Origin of the sequence: Exiguobacterium sp. s122 (genome assembly GCF_018618475.1) — a bacterium.
Taxonomy (GTDB): Bacteria; Bacillota; Bacilli; order Exiguobacteriales; family Exiguobacteriaceae; genus Exiguobacterium; species Exiguobacterium himgiriensis.
The window spans coordinates 29,892-47,321 of the sequence record NZ_JACSMD010000004.1 but is presented as its reverse complement, the minus strand read 5'-3'; the positions used below and the strand labels follow the sequence as shown (position 1 = coordinate 47,321).

Annotated in this window: 14 protein-coding genes and 2 pseudogenes; 13 read left to right on the top strand and 3 right to left on the bottom strand. The window is 47.0% G+C overall.

Annotated features, from left to right (window positions below; all coding sequences use genetic code 11):
- The first annotated feature begins 28 nt into the window (after positions 1-28).
- The 5 genes from KNP92_RS13770 (at position 29) to KNP92_RS13750 (ending at position 6,355) form a co-directional block, all read left to right on the top strand.
- Positions 29-1,057, top strand: a complete 1,029-nt coding sequence (locus KNP92_RS13770; RefSeq protein WP_211780506.1) for a LacI family DNA-binding transcriptional regulator — start codon at positions 29-31, stop codon at positions 1,055-1,057.
- 110 nt (positions 1,058-1,167) lie between these two features.
- Positions 1,168-3,378: an alpha-galactosidase gene (locus tag KNP92_RS13765; RefSeq protein WP_214841467.1), complete on the top strand. Its 2,211-nt coding sequence runs from the start codon at positions 1,168-1,170 to the stop codon at positions 3,376-3,378.
- A complete protein-coding gene (locus KNP92_RS13760) occupies positions 3,375-4,622 on the top strand; it encodes an extracellular solute-binding protein (RefSeq protein WP_214838034.1) in 1,248 nt (415 codons plus the stop codon). Before KNP92_RS13765 ends, KNP92_RS13760 begins: the two co-directional genes overlap by 4 nt.
- Positions 4,623-4,643: 21 nt before the next feature.
- Positions 4,644-5,516 carry a carbohydrate ABC transporter permease gene (locus tag KNP92_RS13755; protein ID WP_114167080.1) on the top strand — a complete coding sequence of 291 codons (873 nt, stop codon included), beginning with the start codon at positions 4,644-4,646 and terminating at the stop codon, positions 5,514-5,516.
- Between the two features lie 11 nt (positions 5,517-5,527).
- Positions 5,528-6,355, top strand: coding sequence for a carbohydrate ABC transporter permease (locus KNP92_RS13750; RefSeq protein ID WP_251136609.1), 828 nt, complete (start codon positions 5,528-5,530; stop codon positions 6,353-6,355).
- Positions 6,356-6,491: 136 nt separating this feature from the next.
- Here KNP92_RS13750 and KNP92_RS13745 read toward each other — a convergent pair.
- From KNP92_RS13745 to KNP92_RS13735, 3 genes and pseudogenes are all read right to left on the bottom strand, one after another.
- Positions 6,492-7,753: pseudogene (locus tag KNP92_RS13745) on the bottom strand (IS3 family transposase); the annotation flags it as partial.
- Positions 7,754-7,860: 107 nt separating this feature from the next.
- Positions 7,861-8,013: an AbrB/MazE/SpoVT family DNA-binding domain-containing protein gene (locus KNP92_RS15890; protein ID WP_214720060.1), complete on the bottom strand. Its 153-nt coding sequence runs from the start codon at positions 8,011-8,013 to the stop codon at positions 7,861-7,863.
- A 71-nt stretch (positions 8,014-8,084) separates the two neighbouring features.
- Positions 8,085-9,749: a multicopper oxidase family protein gene (locus KNP92_RS13735; protein ID WP_214841464.1), complete on the bottom strand. Its 1,665-nt coding sequence runs from the start codon at positions 9,747-9,749 to the stop codon at positions 8,085-8,087.
- A gap of 345 nt (positions 9,750-10,094) precedes the next feature.
- Between KNP92_RS13735 and KNP92_RS13730 the strand changes: the two genes are divergently transcribed.
- The 8 genes and pseudogenes from KNP92_RS13730 to KNP92_RS13695 all read left to right on the top strand — a co-directional run bounded on the left by KNP92_RS13730 (position 10,095) and on the right by KNP92_RS13695 (position 17,364).
- A complete protein-coding gene (locus tag KNP92_RS13730; protein ID WP_251129040.1) occupies positions 10,095-10,484 on the top strand; it encodes a QcrA and Rieske domain-containing protein in 390 nt (129 codons plus the stop codon).
- 357 nt (positions 10,485-10,841) lie between these two features.
- The gene (locus KNP92_RS13725) at positions 10,842-11,990 is read left to right on the top strand and encodes a YncE family protein (RefSeq protein ID WP_214841462.1); all 1,149 of its coding nucleotides are present in this window, start codon (positions 10,842-10,844) and stop codon (positions 11,988-11,990) included.
- 90 nt (positions 11,991-12,080) lie between these two features.
- A pseudogene (locus KNP92_RS13720) lies at positions 12,081-12,716 on the top strand (transposase); the annotation flags it as partial.
- Between the two features lie 673 nt (positions 12,717-13,389).
- Positions 13,390-13,764 (top strand): thioredoxin family protein, encoded by a 375-nt coding sequence (locus KNP92_RS15885; RefSeq protein WP_353047951.1) that lies wholly within the window; start codon positions 13,390-13,392, stop codon positions 13,762-13,764.
- Positions 13,765-13,876: 112 nt separating this feature from the next.
- Positions 13,877-14,335: a CopY/TcrY family copper transport repressor gene (locus tag KNP92_RS13710; RefSeq protein ID WP_029336169.1), complete on the top strand. Its 459-nt coding sequence runs from the start codon at positions 13,877-13,879 to the stop codon at positions 14,333-14,335.
- 45 nt (positions 14,336-14,380) lie between these two features.
- On the top strand, positions 14,381-14,596 hold the full coding sequence (locus KNP92_RS13705) for a heavy-metal-associated domain-containing protein (RefSeq protein ID WP_029336168.1): 216 nt from the start codon (positions 14,381-14,383) through the stop codon (positions 14,594-14,596).
- A gap of 18 nt (positions 14,597-14,614) precedes the next feature.
- Positions 14,615-17,074 (top strand): heavy metal translocating P-type ATPase, encoded by a 2,460-nt coding sequence (locus KNP92_RS13700; protein WP_214841460.1) that lies wholly within the window; start codon positions 14,615-14,617, stop codon positions 17,072-17,074.
- A gap of 14 nt (positions 17,075-17,088) precedes the next feature.
- Positions 17,089-17,364 carry a glutaredoxin family protein gene (locus tag KNP92_RS13695; RefSeq protein WP_214684164.1) on the top strand — a complete coding sequence of 92 codons (276 nt, stop codon included), beginning with the start codon at positions 17,089-17,091 and terminating at the stop codon, positions 17,362-17,364.
- Positions 17,365-17,430: the final 66 nt, after the last annotated feature.

Sequence of the window (17,430 nt, the reverse complement as noted above, 5' to 3'; positions counted from 1 at the left end):
AAATCACATTTTACTCAATATTGGAGGCATGATTACTTTGACAAGCATTCGTGAAGTGGCGAAGAAGGCGGGCGTTTCGATTGCGACTGTATCCCGCGTATTGAATTCGGATGAGAAGTTATCCGTCAGTCAAGAAACACGTGATAAAGTGTTGCAAACAGCGAAACAATTAAAATACAGCCCACGAGAGAAGAAAACACATAAGAACCGGATCGCGACAGTTGGGCTCGTGACCACGGTCAATGAGATTCAAGAGATTGATGATCCATATTTCCGAGCGATTCGACGCGGTATTGAACAAGAAGCCGAACGGCTGAGGGTGAGTGTCAACCGGGTGATCCGTCTGTCTGATAAAAAAGCGGACTGGGAAGGATTGAACCATCTCGGAGGAATCCTCGTCCTCGGTACGGTCGACCCGAAAACATTGGAGTCGCTCTATAACGAGAATCCTAATATTGTCGTCATCGATGATTCGCATGCCGACGCACGGTTTGACGCCGTATATTCTGATTTCAAAAGCGCGACCATAGCGAGTCTAGAACATCTATACGAAAACGGACATCGCAACATCGCCTATATCGGAGGGCAGCGTGTCGTCATGAACCAAGAGGGTGACGTCTATTTCAATGAGGACGAGGATCGATATCAGACCTATGTATCTTGGATGAACGACAAAGGGTTGCAGCATCTCCGCTATGGGCTATTAGGAGGATGGAGCACGTTGGAAGGACTGCGTTTAGGTGAACAGTTGACGGAGCGTGGCGACACGACAGCGGTGTTGGTCGCGAGTGACCCGATGGCCGTCGGTGTGTATCGCGCTTTTCAAAAACAAGGATACAGCATCCCAGAGGACATCTCGATCTCTAGTTTCGACGACATTGAAATCGCTGAATTCCTGACACCTTCGTTGACGACCGTGAAGGTAGAGACCGAAGAACTTGGGAAATTTGCCGTCAAGTTGGCGTTGGAACGGATCCGCGAAGAACGAGATATTCCCGTACGAGTCATGATTCCGGCCAAACTGATCAAGCGAGAAAGTGTCCATTATAAAAATTGAATAAAAGCGATTGACAAAGTGTTTACTAAACGTTAAATTATAGATGTGTTTAGTAAACGCTTTCATTTTAGTTTTTATTGAAAGCGCAACCACTATTGGGAGGTTGAGCCATGAAGTTGATTCATGTTAACGAAACAGAGAGAGTATTCCATTTGTCTAATGCAGTGTTTAGCTATGTGCTCCGTGTCGAAGAAGGCAACGTGTTGACCAACGAATATTTTGGTCAGGCGATTTCGGCATATCGCGGTGGACGGAAGTATCCTCGCGTCGACCGTTCCTTTTCCCCGAACTTTCCGGAGGCGACGGATCGCCTTTATTCCCTCGATACGATCTTGCAAGAATATCCAGGTTACGGGACGGGAGATTATCGGACGCCGGCCCAAGTCATCCGCCACGAAGACGGATCGACTGTCACGGATTTCCGTTACAAGTCCTATGAGATTGTGACAGGAAAACCGCGTCTTGATGGCATGCCTTCGACGTATGTCGAACAGGATGAAGAAGCCGAGACGCTGATCATCACACTCGAAGATCCGAAAGAGCGACTGACTGCTCGTCTCGTCTATACCGTGTATCGTGACCGTCCGGTGTTGGCACGATCCGTTCGAATTGAAAATGAAGGAGCGGAGACCCATTACCTTCAAAAAGCAGCGAGCCTCTCATTGGACCTTCCGCTTCAAGAGCTCGAGGTCATCACGCTGAACGGGATGTGGGGCCGAGAACGAATGATGGAGCGTGAACCAGTAAAACGTGGCGTGAAAGTATTCGACAGCAAACGTGGCTCGAGTAGTCACCAGATGAACCCGTTTCTCGCACTCGTTTCACCCGAGACGACGGAGTATGCGGGAGAAGCAGTCGGCTTCAGCCTTGTCTATAGCGGAAGTCATCAAATGTTGCTCGAACGAGACCCATACGGACAGACCCGTGTGCAACTCGGCATCAACGAATTTGGATTCGAGTGGCGTTTGGATCCAGGCGCATGTTTCCAAACGCCGGAAGTGAACATCGTCTATAGTGCAAACGGGACGATGGAAATGTCACAAGCATTCCACGCCCTGTATCGTGAACGGCTCGCACGCGGAACCTTCCGTGACGCAGACCGACCAATTTTGATCAACAACTGGGAAGCGACTTATTTCGACTTCGACGAAGCCAAAATCAAATCGATCGTCGATGAGAGTGCCGCGCTCGGAATCGAGTTGTTCGTGCTGGACGATGGCTGGTTCGGACGTCGCGATGATGATTACACGTCACTAGGCGACTGGTTCGAATATGAGCAAAAGATTCCGAACGGATTGAAAGGACTCGCAGACTACATTCACACCAAAGGCATGAAATTCGGTCTATGGTTCGAACCGGAGATGATTTCGAGAGAGAGCGAACTCTTCAAACAGCATCCGGACTGGGCGATTCAAATCCCGGGACGCGGTCTATCCAAAGGACGAGATCAATATGTACTCGATTTCAGTCGGAAAGAAGTACGAGATAACATCGTGCAGCAGATGACCGAGGTGTTGGACCGCGTCCCAATCGATTATCTCAAATGGGACTTCAACCGTAACGTGACCGAGGTATTCTCGACGTCACTACCGAGTGACCGTCAAGGAGAAGTGTTACACCGCTATGTCCTTGGACTATATGAAGTGCTCGAGACGATCACGTCACGCTATCCGAACATCTTGTTCGAGAGCTGCTCCGGCGGCGGCGGTCGGTTCGATCCAGGCATGTTGTACTACATGCCTCAAACGTGGACGAGTGACAACACGGACGCCATCGCGCGTTTGAAAATTCAACATGGGACGAGCATAGTGTATCCCATCTCCTCGATGGGCGCACACGTCTCGGCTGTGCCAAACCACCAGACACACCGTGAGACGAGTCTCGAGATGCGGGGGAACGTCGCGATGGCTGGCGTGTTCGGTTATGAGCTCGATGTGACTGAGATGTCAGAAGACGAGAAGGCGATCGTCAAACAGCAAGTCGCATTCTATCAGGAGCATCGTCGTACGTTCCAATATGGGACGTTCTACCGGCTGGAGAGCGCATTCGACAGCAATCATCCTTCTTGGATGTTCGTATCGGAAGAGGAAGTCATCGTCTGTGACTATAGCGTGCTCAGCGAAACCGCACCGCTCATCCGTTTGTTGAAATTGAGAGGATTGGACACAACAGCCGTCTATGAAGTAGAGGGCCAGCGTTACGGCGGTGATGAGCTCATGCACGTCGGGCTTTACATCGAGCCGATTGTCAAAGGTGATTTTGTAAGTAAGTTATACGTACTGAAAAAAGTAAACGAACTTTCAGGAGGCCAATCAAAATGAACAAGACAATGAAACTAGGCATGGTAGGGCTCGTCGCATCATCTCTCGTACTCGCAGCTGGTTGCTCGGGCGGAGCGGAGTCGGACAAGACAGAAATCGAATTCTTCTCCCAAAAAGTCGAAATGAAGGGGACGCTCGATGAGATCATCGCTGATTTTGAAAAAGAGAATCCTGATATCGACGTCAAATTGACGAGCGTCAGCAATGCCGGGACCGTATTGAAAACGCGGGTCGCCGGCGGGGACATCCCGGATATCGTGCACACATACCCGCAAAACCCAGACTTTAAAGGGTGGGCGGCTGACGGGAAGTTCCTCGACCTGTCTGACGAAGATTTCTTGAGCAACTTGAAGCAAGGGGCGGCTGAATCGTACGCGGTCGACGGAGGGATTTACTCACTGCCGCTCAACTCGAACGCGTGGGGCTTCTTCTATAACAAGACGAAGTTTGAAGAGCTAGGACTGGAGGCGCCAAAAACATGGTCCGAGTTTGAAGACGTGGTCAAAGAAATTAAAGATGCTGGCGAGACACCGTTTGCGGCAGCACTCACGACAGACGACTCATGGACGATGAACGGTTATCACCAATTGGCTTGGGCGACAACGACAGGCGGTTTCGACCAAACGCAAGACGCATTGAAAAATAGCCCGAAAGATGGCATCAAAGTCGGTAACGAAGATTTTGAGACTGTGGCAGATGAGTTAAGCCTCGTCAGCGGTAACACGCAAAAGAATGCGAACGGGGCATCTTACAGCGATGCGGTCGCACTCTTCGCAAGGGAAGAAGCGTTGATTTTCCCGAACGGCATTTGGGCGCTCCCGGTCATCCGTGATCAGCAGCCTGATTTCGAAGTGAGCATGTTTGCCTTCCCAGGCCAAGAAGCAGGCCAAGAGATGACGGTCGGTGCGGCTGACTTGGCGCTCTCTGTGTCGAGCGCTGGATCGGAAGCGGAACAAGAAGCATCGAAAAAACTGCTCGCGTACATGACGGAAGGAGAAGTCATGCAGAAATACTATGACAAGGACGGTTCTCCGACGTCGGTCGAGGCAGTCGATACAGATGGCGCGTTCGAAGAGACGAAAGCTGTTTCGGACCTCGTGTTCACAGACAAACAAATCATCTGGCTCCATTCTGAATGGCCATCGGAAGAAGAGTTCTGGCACCTCACGGTCGATTATATGAACAAAGAAGATAAAGACCAACTCGCCAAGGATTTGAACGCCTTCTTCAACGGTATGAAATAAAAACATTAAAGGAGTTGCACCATGAGAGAGAAAGGGTTTGTCAACCGCTACTGGCCGTACCTGTTCATTCTTGTGCCGCTCTTGCTTCAAATCGTGTTCTTCTTCATACCGCTCGCACAAGGTGTGATCTACAGTTTCACGGACTGGACAGGGCTAACAAGTTCGTACAATTTCATCGGAATCGATAATTATCTGGCCATCTTCTCAGATGCGAAATTCTTATCGAGTATCGGCTTCACGTTACTCTTCACGATCGGTCTCGTCGTTGGACAAATCGTGTTAGGGATTGCGATCGCACTGCTATTGAATCAAAAAATTAAAGGGGTCGGGCTGTTCCGGACTGCCTACTTCTTCCCTGCGGTCATCAGCACCGTCACACTCGGCTTGATCTTTAAACAGTTCTTCAATTACGGGCTGGCGCCACTCGGTGAATTTTTAGGCATCGAATGGCTCTCGCAAAGTCTAATCGCGAACGAAGGGACGGCGTTCTGGGGCCTCCTCTTTGTCGCCCTCTGGCAAGGGGTCGCCATTCCGGTCGTCATCTTCTTGGCGAACTTACAAAGCATCCCGAACGAGATTCGGGAAGCGGCCTCGATTGACGGGGCGAACCGGTGGCAAACGTTCAAGAGCATCGAATTGCCGTTCTTATCACCAGCCATCAGCATCGTCCTCATCTTGGCGATGAAGGCGGGATTGACGGCGTTCGACCTCATCTACGCCTTGACGGGCGGGGGACCGAGCGGGTCGACGACGTCACTCGGACTACTCGTGTACAACTATGCGTTCAAAAACAACCAATTCGGATACGCCAGTGCGATCGCGATCGTCCTCTTTATCATCATCGCCATCGTCTCGGTCATCCAAATCAATTCTTCGAAAAAATTTGAAGTGTAAGGAGGGGCATCATGAAAAAGGACAAAATTCATATCCCGACGTATGTGTTTCTGACAGTAGGGCTCGTCTTGATCGCCCTTCCGATGTATTTGACCGTCTTGAACTCGTTCAAAGAAACACGGCAAATCACCGGCGGCTTCTTCGAATTGCCGGACCCGTTCACACTCGAGAACTTTCAACGTCTCTTAGACGACGGGGTCGTCCAATACTTTGCGAACTCGATGACGATCACCATCGCGTCCATCGCGCTCATCATCTTGATCGTCCCGATGGCAGCCTATGCGCTCGCACGGACGATGCCGCGTAATCGCGTCTTCCAAGGGATTTACATCATGTTGATCATCGGGATATTCGTCCCGTTCCAAGTCATCATGATCCCGATCACGTCGATGATGTCGGATTTGGGGTTGTCGAGTAAACTCGGGTTGATCATCTTGTATCTGACGTACGCGGTCCCGCAGTCACTCTTCTTGTACGCGGGGTACGTCAAGACCGTGATCCCGAAAGAGTTGGATGAGGCGGCGGCCATCGACGGCAGCGGGAAGTTCAACACGTACTTTAAAATCATCTTCCCGATGATGAAGCCGATGCATGCGACGGTCCTCATCCTGAACGCACTCTGGATTTGGAACGACTTCTTGCTTCCGTTGCTTCTACTCAACCGAGATGAATCGACATGGACGCTCCCGTTGTTCCAATTCAACTATCAAGGACAGTATTTCAGTGATTTCGGACCTTCCTTCGCCTCGTATGTCGTCGGGATCGTCTCGATTCTCATCGTCTACTTGTTTTTCCAGCGCCACATCATCGATGGGATGGCCAACGGATCCGTCAAATAAACGAAGCTCCTACACGTGAAAGTGAACTGAGCCCCGTAAAATGGACAGTTTAATAAAAAGCCCACGTTTTCTATGCGGCGATCAGATGGCCCCGATATTGTTCCGGGGTCATCTTTTTTAGGTTCCATTGACCTCATTCGCAGTTGTAATAGCTTATGTAGTCCCCGACCATTTCTCGGACCTCCTCGAGCGATTTGCACGAGCGGTTGGTGACATAGTCCTTCAACTGGCCGAAGAACGATTCGATTGGTGCGTTGTCGAGACAGTTGCCCCGACGTGACATGGACTGGACCAGTCCGAGGTCGCCGACGAGTTGTTGGTAGTCCGGATGTGTGTAGTGGAAGCCTTGGTGCGAATGAATCATCGCCTCGGGATGTAGGTTCCCTTGGAGATGCTCTTCGAGCTTTTCCATCGTCTGAAAGACGAGGTCCATGTGAAGGCCCGTGGACAGCTTATGTGCCACGATCTCGCGTGTGGCGACGTCCTTCACACAAGACAGATAGACGTTCTCGCCGGAGGCGATCGGGAGATAGGTGATGTCGGTCACGAACACCTTCCCGGGCTCGCTCTGCCGGAACTGACGGTTCAATAGATTCGGCACGACGCGATGCTCGAGCGTCGCTTTAGCTAGTTTTCGATAAGGGCTCATCTTTCGGATTTTGGTGACGATGTTATACTTGCGCATCAGTCGGAGGATGCGCTTATGGTTGATTCGGATCCCGAGGGTTGCGCGCACCTCCATGTACAGTGCCCGATAACCGACTTTGCCACCGTGGCTGTCGTGAATCTGCTTGAGTAGGGTCGCATCTAGATAATCACGCTCTTCCCGGAGGGACTCTGCCTCGGCTCGGTTCAACCAGGCATAGTAACCACTCCGGCTCACACCAGCGATTTCACATAGTGGGCGCACGAGGTTTTCCAGCTGCGCGATTCGGATGATGGTATTGATGACCTGATATTTCTCTGCCGGTGTCAGTTCGTTCGTTTCGCCTGCCCTTCTAACTTCTCTAGCTTTTTTAAGAGTTCGTTCTCGGCCGTCAGATATTTGATCCGTGCCTCTGCCTTCGCCAACCGTCGCTCCATCGACTCGTCTTTTTTCGGACGCCCGCCTCCCAGGGTCTTCCCACGTTTGTTGTTCAGGAGACCGTCTTCTCCGTCCGTTCGGTACGTCCGACGCCAACGCTTCAACGAAGACTTCGCCTTCTCTTTCCCAATCACCGTCAGGTCGAACCCCGCCTCTGTGAAGATCTGTTGAGGTCCTTTGCCGTCCATGTTCTCACGCACGGCCTTGACCTTAAACTCGGCGGTGTATTGAATCGAACGTTCTGATACGGAGGCGACGTTTGGATTTTCTTCGAGCTGATTGATTTGTTGAATGTTGAAGATGATTTTACTCATGACTGTTTCTCCCGTCTGAATGAATAGGTTCATTATAGCGATTCGTGCGCACACGAAAAACCCCGAGTGAGGCACTTTTTTCAAGTGTCCATCATTCGGGGTTCAGTTCAGGTCTTATCGTGATGGGTCTTTTTAATAATGATTCGGCGGTTCTTTTCGTAAATAAACACATATGCTCCATTTTCGATTCTTATTGATTTGGTAATGTGACTGGGAATGGTAACCTGTCCGCTTTTTGTGATTTTCTTTAAAATGGCCATACTTCAGCCCTTTCATTCGATTTATTATGAAAGGATAGCTGCCCAAGGAGGGCTTAGGCAGTATCTCCCTGTTATTCAGGCTTATTGCCTGCATCCGGATCTGGTGTAAAACTTGGTGTAAAGCCGTCATACTTCACCATATTTACCATACCGGCTGTAGCATGATGCAAATCATGGCAATGGAATAGCCAGTTACCAGGATTGTCTGCCTTAAATGCTACGACAACTTCTTCTCCCGGTTTTAAATTTATGGTATCCCTAATGATTGAAGAGCCTTCAACCGGCTTGCCGTTTTTGCTCAGGACTTGAAAGAAGTGTCCGTGCAAATGCATTGGGTGGTCGTCCATCATCGAACTGTTGGTTAAAGTAACTTTTACAAGATCTCCTTCTTTAACATTAATATTGTCTGTCTCAGGAAAGGTCTTTCCATTGATGGTAAATACTTGCCCCTCTCCATCCATTTTTGTATTAAGATCCATTGTATACTCAACATCATAATCCTGTTCGAGTGTGAACTCAGCATCTTCAAACACACCGTAATTCATATAGTTAAACTCTGGGAGCTGCATTTCCTGGTTAGAAGTGTCAGTGGACCCTTCTGTATCTTCATATTTGATTAGAGTCTTCATGCCTGCTGTGCCTTCCATGTCACCATGACATTCAATGAACCATTCACCAGGGTTATCAGCCGTAAATTCTATATCGTAACGCTCGCCTGGTGCTATAGAGATTACTTGATCCTTAATTTCCTGTGGTTCATTCAACTCTTGCCCATCAATGGCAGCCACTTTAAATTTATGTCCATGCAAATGGATTTTGTGGGACATAAAACCCACATTGACCAGACGGAGGCGGACTTTTTCTCCCTCTTTCACCATCAGCGGCTCAATGCTATCCCCACTTTTACCGTTTATCGTAAAGATATCATAAGCACTCATGTCATGGCCCATTCCGCCCATGCCGCCTTGATCCATGCCCTCCATTTTGCTTTCTTCTTCATTGCCTGCTTCGGAACTCATATTGCTGTGGTCCATGTTGCTTTCGCCTTCTGCTTCTTCATTGTTATTCATATTATTATGCTCCATACCTTCCATTTCGGCGCTTTCCTCTTCGGGATTGCTCATCCATTCATCAAGCATCAAGGTATAGTCGCGATCATAAGTTTTTTCTTCAGGCTCGACAATAATGGCCCCATAGAGGCCTTTATCCATTTGTTCTACAGCGTTTTGGTGCGTATGGTACATATAGGTTCCCGGATCCTCAGGCGTAAATTCATAAGTGAAGGACTCACCAGGCTGAACCGCATTTTGGGTTACCCCCGGAATTCCATCCATTTCATTTGGAACAGTAATTCCATGCCAGTGGATGGAAACCGGTTCAGAAAGTTCGTTTTTCAAATTCACTTTGACTTTTTCCCCTTGTTTTACCCTTATCTGGGAGCCGGGAACGGAGCGGTTAAAAGCAAGGGCATTAACACTGACACGATCATTCAACTGATGTGTTCCTTCTTTGGCAACAATGGTAAATTCGTTCCCTGTAAGTGTCTCGGAACTTACAGTTTGAGCACCATCAACCTTTTCAGGATTAACCTTATTTTTAATTCCTTCTTCCTTTTTCGTATTTCCATGATCCATGCCTTCCATATCGCCGCTCTGCTGGCTGGAACAGGCAGCAAGGAAAAGGACAGCAAGGAAAAGGACAGCAAATGCAAACAAAGCAAGCGATTTTCTTTTCATAACCATACCTCCTGTTGTTTTTCATCCTAACAATAGTAAAAAATGTTGCAGAAAGTATGGATAAAAATGATTAAAATAGCTCATTCACTACATTTTCGCAGTTAAAATATGAAAGTTAACAGAATCTCCATAATTTAACCAAGCCTATATTTTAGAAAGCATGAAATTTCTGCAAACTTAAGGGTCAACATTAAAAGTTAAATAGGAGGGTGGTTAAAATGGAGAAGGTGAATAGGGGAACATTCATTTCCAGTTCCTTAAAGGAGCAGCGGGTCTATTTGCTATATCAGTTCTTCCCTCAGTTTATCTGCGTGCAGCAATAGAGAGAAAGTGGATACTAGTGCAATGGCCAGCCTGGGCCCGCTCAGTGAACTGGAGAAAGGTGACTTTCCCAAAAAAGTGTTTTATAAAACAACGGTTCAGGATGCGTGGGTTGAACAGGAAATGGAAGGGTTTTTGTATATCAATAAAAACAAGGAGGATAATTCCCTGTTAATTATGTCACCTATCTGCACACATCTGGGCTGTGCAGCAGGAAACGCAGAAGTGTCCATGAAGGAAAATGAAGGAGTCGAGTTTTATTGTCCATGTCATGGAGGCAAGTATGATGAGCAGGGAATCAATGTAGGAGGGCCTCCACCAAGGTCGTTGGATGTTTTTGAATCCTTTATCGAGGATAAAAATGTTTGTATTGCCATTCTCAGCCCTATGGTGAGGGAAAAGCGGAAAAAGTGAATGGAGGTGCTCTATGGCATGCTGTTCGAATCAAAAGGAAAAGCAAGGAAGAAAAAAACTCTCGCCGTTCGCTTTCCTTATTTTCTGGTCACTAGTAGTTGCGGCCGCCGGACTGGCTGGTCTTTACTTTAAATGAGCAACTACAAATATCCCCTAGAGAACAGGCCCTTAATGCAGGCCATGTTCTTTTTTTATGACTTGAAAACCTTCTATCTTATAGGCAGAATATGCAGTTTTAATGGATTTCAACAAATTGTACGATTTTAAAAACCTTTTATTTGCCAAGTGAAATATATCACAGTTGGTACAAAAATCAGCTGTTATGATTGCCTTACATTGATAAAGGAGGAGCTTTACATGAATAAAGTGAAAATGAGTATATTTATTTTTCTATTAATGCTGGGAGTTCTGGGAGTTGTACTAGCAGGGTGTAGTTCAGGCAACAATGCAGTTGATGAAGGCCCCAACAAAAAGGAGCTTGTTGCAGCAGTGGGAGAAAATGAGAAGCAAGAAGGGGAGAATACTGAAGAAATGGCTGGGAAAACAGCTGCCCAATATTATTATACTGCAAATGAAGGTGGAAGCATTTCCAAAATTGACGCCGCAACCAACACAATTATAAATACGATTGAGCTGGAAGGTTCTGTTCATAATGTCCAAGTATCTCCGGATGGAAAAATCATTGGTGCAACCCTTGTACCGGAAACAGGCGGCCATGACGAAGAGGATGAAAGCCATGAAGAAGAGGGCGGCCACGGAGAGGGGAATAGTGGAAAAGCGCTTTTCTTTGATGTGGAAAGTGATGAACTAATCAAGGAAGTTGAAGTAGGAAATCACCCTGCCCACATCGTATTTACTGAGAACGGGAACTTTGCGGTCGTGACGAATAATGAGGATAACAATATTTCTGTCATAGATATGGCAAGCTACGAGGTTGTCAATACGGTAGAGACAGGAATAGGCCCTCATGGATTCAGAATTTCAGCCGATAGCCAGAAGGCTTATATTGCGAACATGGGAGAAGACACAGTCAGTGTGGTGAACCTAGAAACGATGAAGGAAGAAAAACGGATCAAAGTCGGTGCAGTTCCCGTTACTGCAGGTGTCACATCGGATGGAAAAACCCTTGTGGCCACTTTAAATGCTGAAAATGCGTTGGCTGTAGTGGACCTTGAGACTGAAAAGGTTGAAAAAATCGAAGTTGGCGTTGGTCCGGCACAGGTTTATGTTGATGTAAATGATGAATTTGCCTATGTGGCAAACCAGGGTACAAAAGACGCTCCATCTAACTCCGTCACAGTGATTGAACTTGCCTTAAGGAAAGCAACTGCTGAAATTATAACCGGAAAAGGGGCGCACGGAGTCGTAACCAGTCCGGACAATAAGAAAGTATATGTAACCAATATGTTTGAAGATACAGTGTCAATCATCGACAAAGGGCAAAACAAGGTAATCGAAACGATCGAAGTGAAAGGTGTTCCAAATGGTATCAGCATAACAGAATAACGCCAAGCCCCGCTGCCCACATTGATATGCTCCCCAATAGGTAGACAGATGAAATAACAAATCTGTTTATTCTATTGGGGAGTGTTTTTTATGGCGAGAAGTCGGCATACGATCGAACAAAAATTGAGTGCGCTGCGCATGATGGAAGAAGAAACATATACTTGGAAAGAAATCATGGAGGCTCATGGCGTCTCTAGGCACACCCTCCAGGTGTGGAAAGTGAAATTCGATACCGGTGGGATCGATGCGTTGAAGGAATCGAAGGCATGGAAATCTTACACCAAGGAACTGAAAATCGCGGCCGTCCGCGACTATCTCGACGGGTTCACTAGAATGGAGGTACTCTCCAAGTATCAGATCAGTGATTGGTCTGTTCTTCGTAAATGGATTAAGAAGTATACTAGTCATAGCGAGTTAACAGATTCGAGAAAAGGGATGGATCGAGCTATGACAAAAGGAAGAAAAACTACATTCGAAGAGCGCCTTGAGATCGTGAAATATTGTTTGGAGAATGGACGCAACTACCAGCAGACCGCGGAACAATTTCAGGTGTCCTATGCCCAGGTCTATGGCTGGATCAAAAAGTATGACACGGGCGGGGCAGAGGCGCTCGTGGACCGCCGTGGGCGTACGAAGCCAGAGAACGAACTAAGCGAAGAAGAGAAGCTTAAGCGCCGTATCCAGCAAATGGAGCTTGAGAATGAACTTCTTCGTGCGGACATGTTGATTTGATCTTGTAATTGAGTGAGTGCAATTTCATGTGACGACACCTTTCGCTCATACTCCTCTTGGAGTCGTTCAGCTTCTGCAATTACGCTTTGTTCAAGGTCATGAATGGTATTTTTATATCGCGCGTTGATTCGCTCATGTTCTTTTTGTTGCGTTTCTAGTCGAGTGGCTCGTTCATTGAACAGGGCAAGCACTTGATTCAGTGCTGCTTCGAGTGATTCGTTCTCCTTGACGACTAAGGGGTCCGGTGACTGTTTATCGGCCAATGATATTAATTGCTCGAATAATTGGTTGGTTGATATTTGACGTTGCTGCATTAAACGCTGAATATGTTCTTTCACTTCTTGTGACACGCGGAATGACGTCACCTTGGTCTCGTTTGATTCCAATTCTAATCCCTCATTTGGTTATTATTTTGTATACAGCATATGTAGTTCCTATATTTAAATCATTTAAATACAAGTTGTTATAAAAAAATCACTCATAAACTGGCACTTTGTGGTGTAGGAAGGTATACATTTCGACGTCGAAATGTATACCTTCCTACACTTTTTACTTATGAGAATGTCTCAATAGTAAGCTAGTAGTCGAATCATCTATTTAATCCTAGCGACTAAGCAACAAAACGCTTAAGACAATTCCTACTTTGTTTTATTACATCACATAAGAGATGACAGTAGTTAACAATTTAAAGCTGTATGAGTTCAAAATAAATACGACCCAACTAAGTACGAATCGAATTAGTGTTTTGAGAGAAACAATAAGCTTAAAGAAACATACAAAATGGACACGAATATATAGATTGACAAATAACGTTTACAGTTGTAAATTTAAATCGATTACAAAAGTAAACGAAAAGAGAGGAGAAAAAATGCTTTCGAAATTTCAATTATCTGATTTGCAAATGGTTAATCACTCTACGCAGCCTGTAGTCTTAAAGTTCACCGCCGATTGGTGCCCGGGATGCCGTCAGCTCGCACTACTATTTGAAAGCGTTGCTGAAGGATATCCAGATGCGTTTTCTAGACAAGAATATAGCCAATGAAGACTGAATAGCGAACCCAAAAACAGAATGGTTGACAGTCGACGTTTACGAATGTAAACTGAAAACAAATAAAACGTTTACGATTGTAAACTTAAAATTGGAGGTTAGACAAATGGCTGAACATGTCGAAAAACAAATCACGGATTCAGAATGGGAAGTCATGCGTGTCGTTTGGGCCCAAAAGCACGTGACCAGTAAAGAAATCATCGAGGTATTGGAAAAGAAGATGAGCTGGAAGCCTGCGACGACGAAAACATTCATTGGAAGGCTCGTGAAAAAAGGGATGCTCTCAACCGAGGCCGAGGGGAAGAAATTCATCTACTCCGCGAACGTCGTTGAAGGTGACGTCATCAGAGAGACGTTACACGATCTACTCGATCATATCTGTGACAGGGATGTCGGTAACACAATCGGAACGATGATCACACAGGCGACACTGAGTGTACAGGATATCGAGAATCTCAAAAAAATCCTTGAGATGAAGGAAAGTGAAGCGGTGGAGGACATTCCATGCACCTGTACCCCGGGTCAATGCAGATGTCAGGACCATTCCTGTGGATCCAGACATTGAGTTTGAAATGATGTCATGAAGGTAGTGAATAGGAGGAGATTCAAGATGAAAAAAACGATTTTAACGATTAAAGGTATGTCATGCGCTCATTGTGTCAACAAGGTCGAGTCAGCACTTGAAGGTCTGAATGGGGTTGAAAGTGCGAAAGTCAACTTAAAGAAAGGCATTGCAAAAGTGAAGTACGATGAAACACGACTAGATGTGAATGAATTTAAAGAAGTTGTGGGCGAGGTCGGTTACGAAGTCGAATCAGCCCAATAATAATGGAGGTAAGACGATATGGAGAGTAAGACATTTGCCGTGGAAGGGATGACCTGTGCGTCCTGCGTTCAGACAGTTGAAAAAGCAACAAAAAAATTGCCTGGCGTAGTGACCTCCAACGTCAACCTAGCGACTGGGAAATTGAGCATTCATTACGATGAGACGAAAATCTCGCCGCTGGATATTCAGACGACCGTCGAGAAGGCTGGCTACAAGGCCTCAACCGAGACCGAGCAAAGATCATTTGTCATCACAGGGATGACTTGTGCCTCGTGTGTGCAGACGATTGAGAAGGCCACGAGGAAAATGGTGGGTGTGACTGAGTCGAATGTGAACTTGGCGACAGAAAAATTAGTTATTCGATATGATCCTCAGCTGGTGACTGTATCAGATGTCATCCGAGTGGTGGCAAACGCCGGATATGAGGCAAGAGAAGATCAAGAATCAGCGGATAGTCAAGATACCGAGAAAGAAAAGAAACTGAAAAAAATTCAATCGATGTGGAACCGATTTGTAGGGTCGGCGATTTTCACGATTCCATTACTCTATGTGGCGATGGGGCATATGATCGGCCTACCCCTACCGATGGCATTGCATCCAACGATGAACCCAGAATTGTTCGCTGTCTTGCAGCTCATGATGACCATCCCAGTGATGTTATTCGGATGGAAATTCTTCTCCGTCGGATTTAAGACATTGTTCCGAGGGCATCCGAATATGGATTCACTTGTCGCCCTAGGGACGAGCGCAGCCTTCTTCTATAGCGCCGGTGCTACCATGGCTATCCTCTCAGGTTATGAGGGATACGTGAATAGCCTCTACTATGAGACAGCCGCAGTCATTCTCACGCTGATCACATTAGGTAAATATCTTGAAGTCCGGTCGATGGGTAAAACATCCGAAGCGATTGAAAAATTGATGGGACTGGCACCTAAGACGGCAAAGGTCGTCCGCAACGGACAAGAGTTAGAAGTATCAATCGACGAAGTCATCGTCGGCGACACGATTATCGTAAAGCCTGGTGAGAAGATTCCGGTGGATGGCGTGGTTCTATCAGGTAATACGTCTGTAGACGAATCCATGCTGACCGGTGAAAGTATCCCTGTTGAAAAAAATGTGGGTGCTCAAGTCATCGGTGCCAGCATCAACAAGAACGGGATCATCCAATACCGAGCCACGAAAGTCGGTAAGGATACGGCGCTATCTCAAATCATCAAATTGGTCGAGGATGCACAGGGCTCTCGAGCTCCTATCGCAAAACTGGCCGATATCATCTCCGGATACTTTGTACCGATTGTCATCGTCGTCGCGATCCTTTCAGGAATTGCATGGTATTTAGGCGGTCAGACCGGCCTCTTCGCCTTGACGATCACGATTTCAGTACTGGTCATCGCCTGCCCTTGTGCACTAGGTTTGGCCACACCAACAGCAATCATGGTGGGTACGGGCAAAGGTGCTGAGAATGGTGTGTTGATCAAGAGTGGCGGCGCCTTGGAGACGACCCATAAAGTCCAGACGATCGTGTTCGACAAGACAGGGACGATCACTGAAGGAAAACCGAAAGTGACAGATATCGTGACAGTGAATGGACATCAAGAAGATGAGTTGTTACGCTTGACCGCTTCCGCTGAAAAAGGGTCTGAACATCCATTGGGCGAAGCAATCGTAAGAGCGGCAGAGGACAGAATGATGCGTGTCATGGATATCGATCGTTTTGAAGCCATCCCAGGGCACGGGATCGAAGTCCTGATCGACGGAAAAGTCTTGCTTGCCGGAAACAGAAAATTGATGAAAGACCGCGGCATCTCACTGGATGTCCTTGAAGGCGCTTCAGACAAACTCGCACACCAAGGCAAGACGCCGATGTATATCGCGATTGACCAACAAATCGCAGGGATCATCGCTGTCGCAGACACCGTCAAAGAAAACAGTCGTAAAGCCATTCAGAAACTTCAACGAATGGGTATCGAAGTAGCCATGATCACCGGAGACAACAAAGGTACGGCCATGGCGATTGCGAGACAGGTCGGGATCGATCGGGTACTGAGTGAAGTGTTACCTGAAGACAAAGCGAACGAAGTGAAGAAGTTACAGGCCGAAGGGAAGAAGGTCGCAATGGTCGGTGATGGAATCAATGACGCACCAGCCTTGGCCCAAGCAGACATCGGAATCGCGATCGGTTCGGGTACTGACGTTGCGATCGAATCTGCAGACATCGTCTTGATGCGAAGCGATTTGATGGATGTACCTACAGCTGTCGAATTGAGCAAGTCAACCATCCGCAACATCAAACAGAACCTGTTTTGGGCATTTGCCTATAATGTCATGGGTATCCCGTTTGCGATGGGGATTGTTTATCTACTCGGCGGGCCCTTGTTGAACCCGATACTTGCCGGAGCGGCCATGAGTTTAAGCTCAGTCTCGGTCCTGGTGAACGCACTCCGTTTAAAACGATTCAAGCCTTCGATGATCAAATAAAAGGAGGGAGTGGGATGGATACAGCCCTACAGCTCGAGCTTTACACGCGTCCGACGTGTTCAGATTGTCAGGATGCCAAAAAATATTTAAAAACAACCTCAGTCCCTTATGTGAACAAAGATGTGGGTGCGAACCTTGACCTTGAACAAGAAATGGTAGCGATATCAGGGAATCGAATCGTACCACTGTTTGTCTTCTACAAAAAAGGGATGCTCAGAAAAAGAAGAGTAGTGAAGTACTTTGTTGGCTTCGAGAACAACAAAGAAGAGATTCTAACATTGCTACGATAAGCAACGATAGCTCACTCTCAGAACCTGTTGAAAGCGTGTCGTGCAATGAGGGACACGAACATAAGG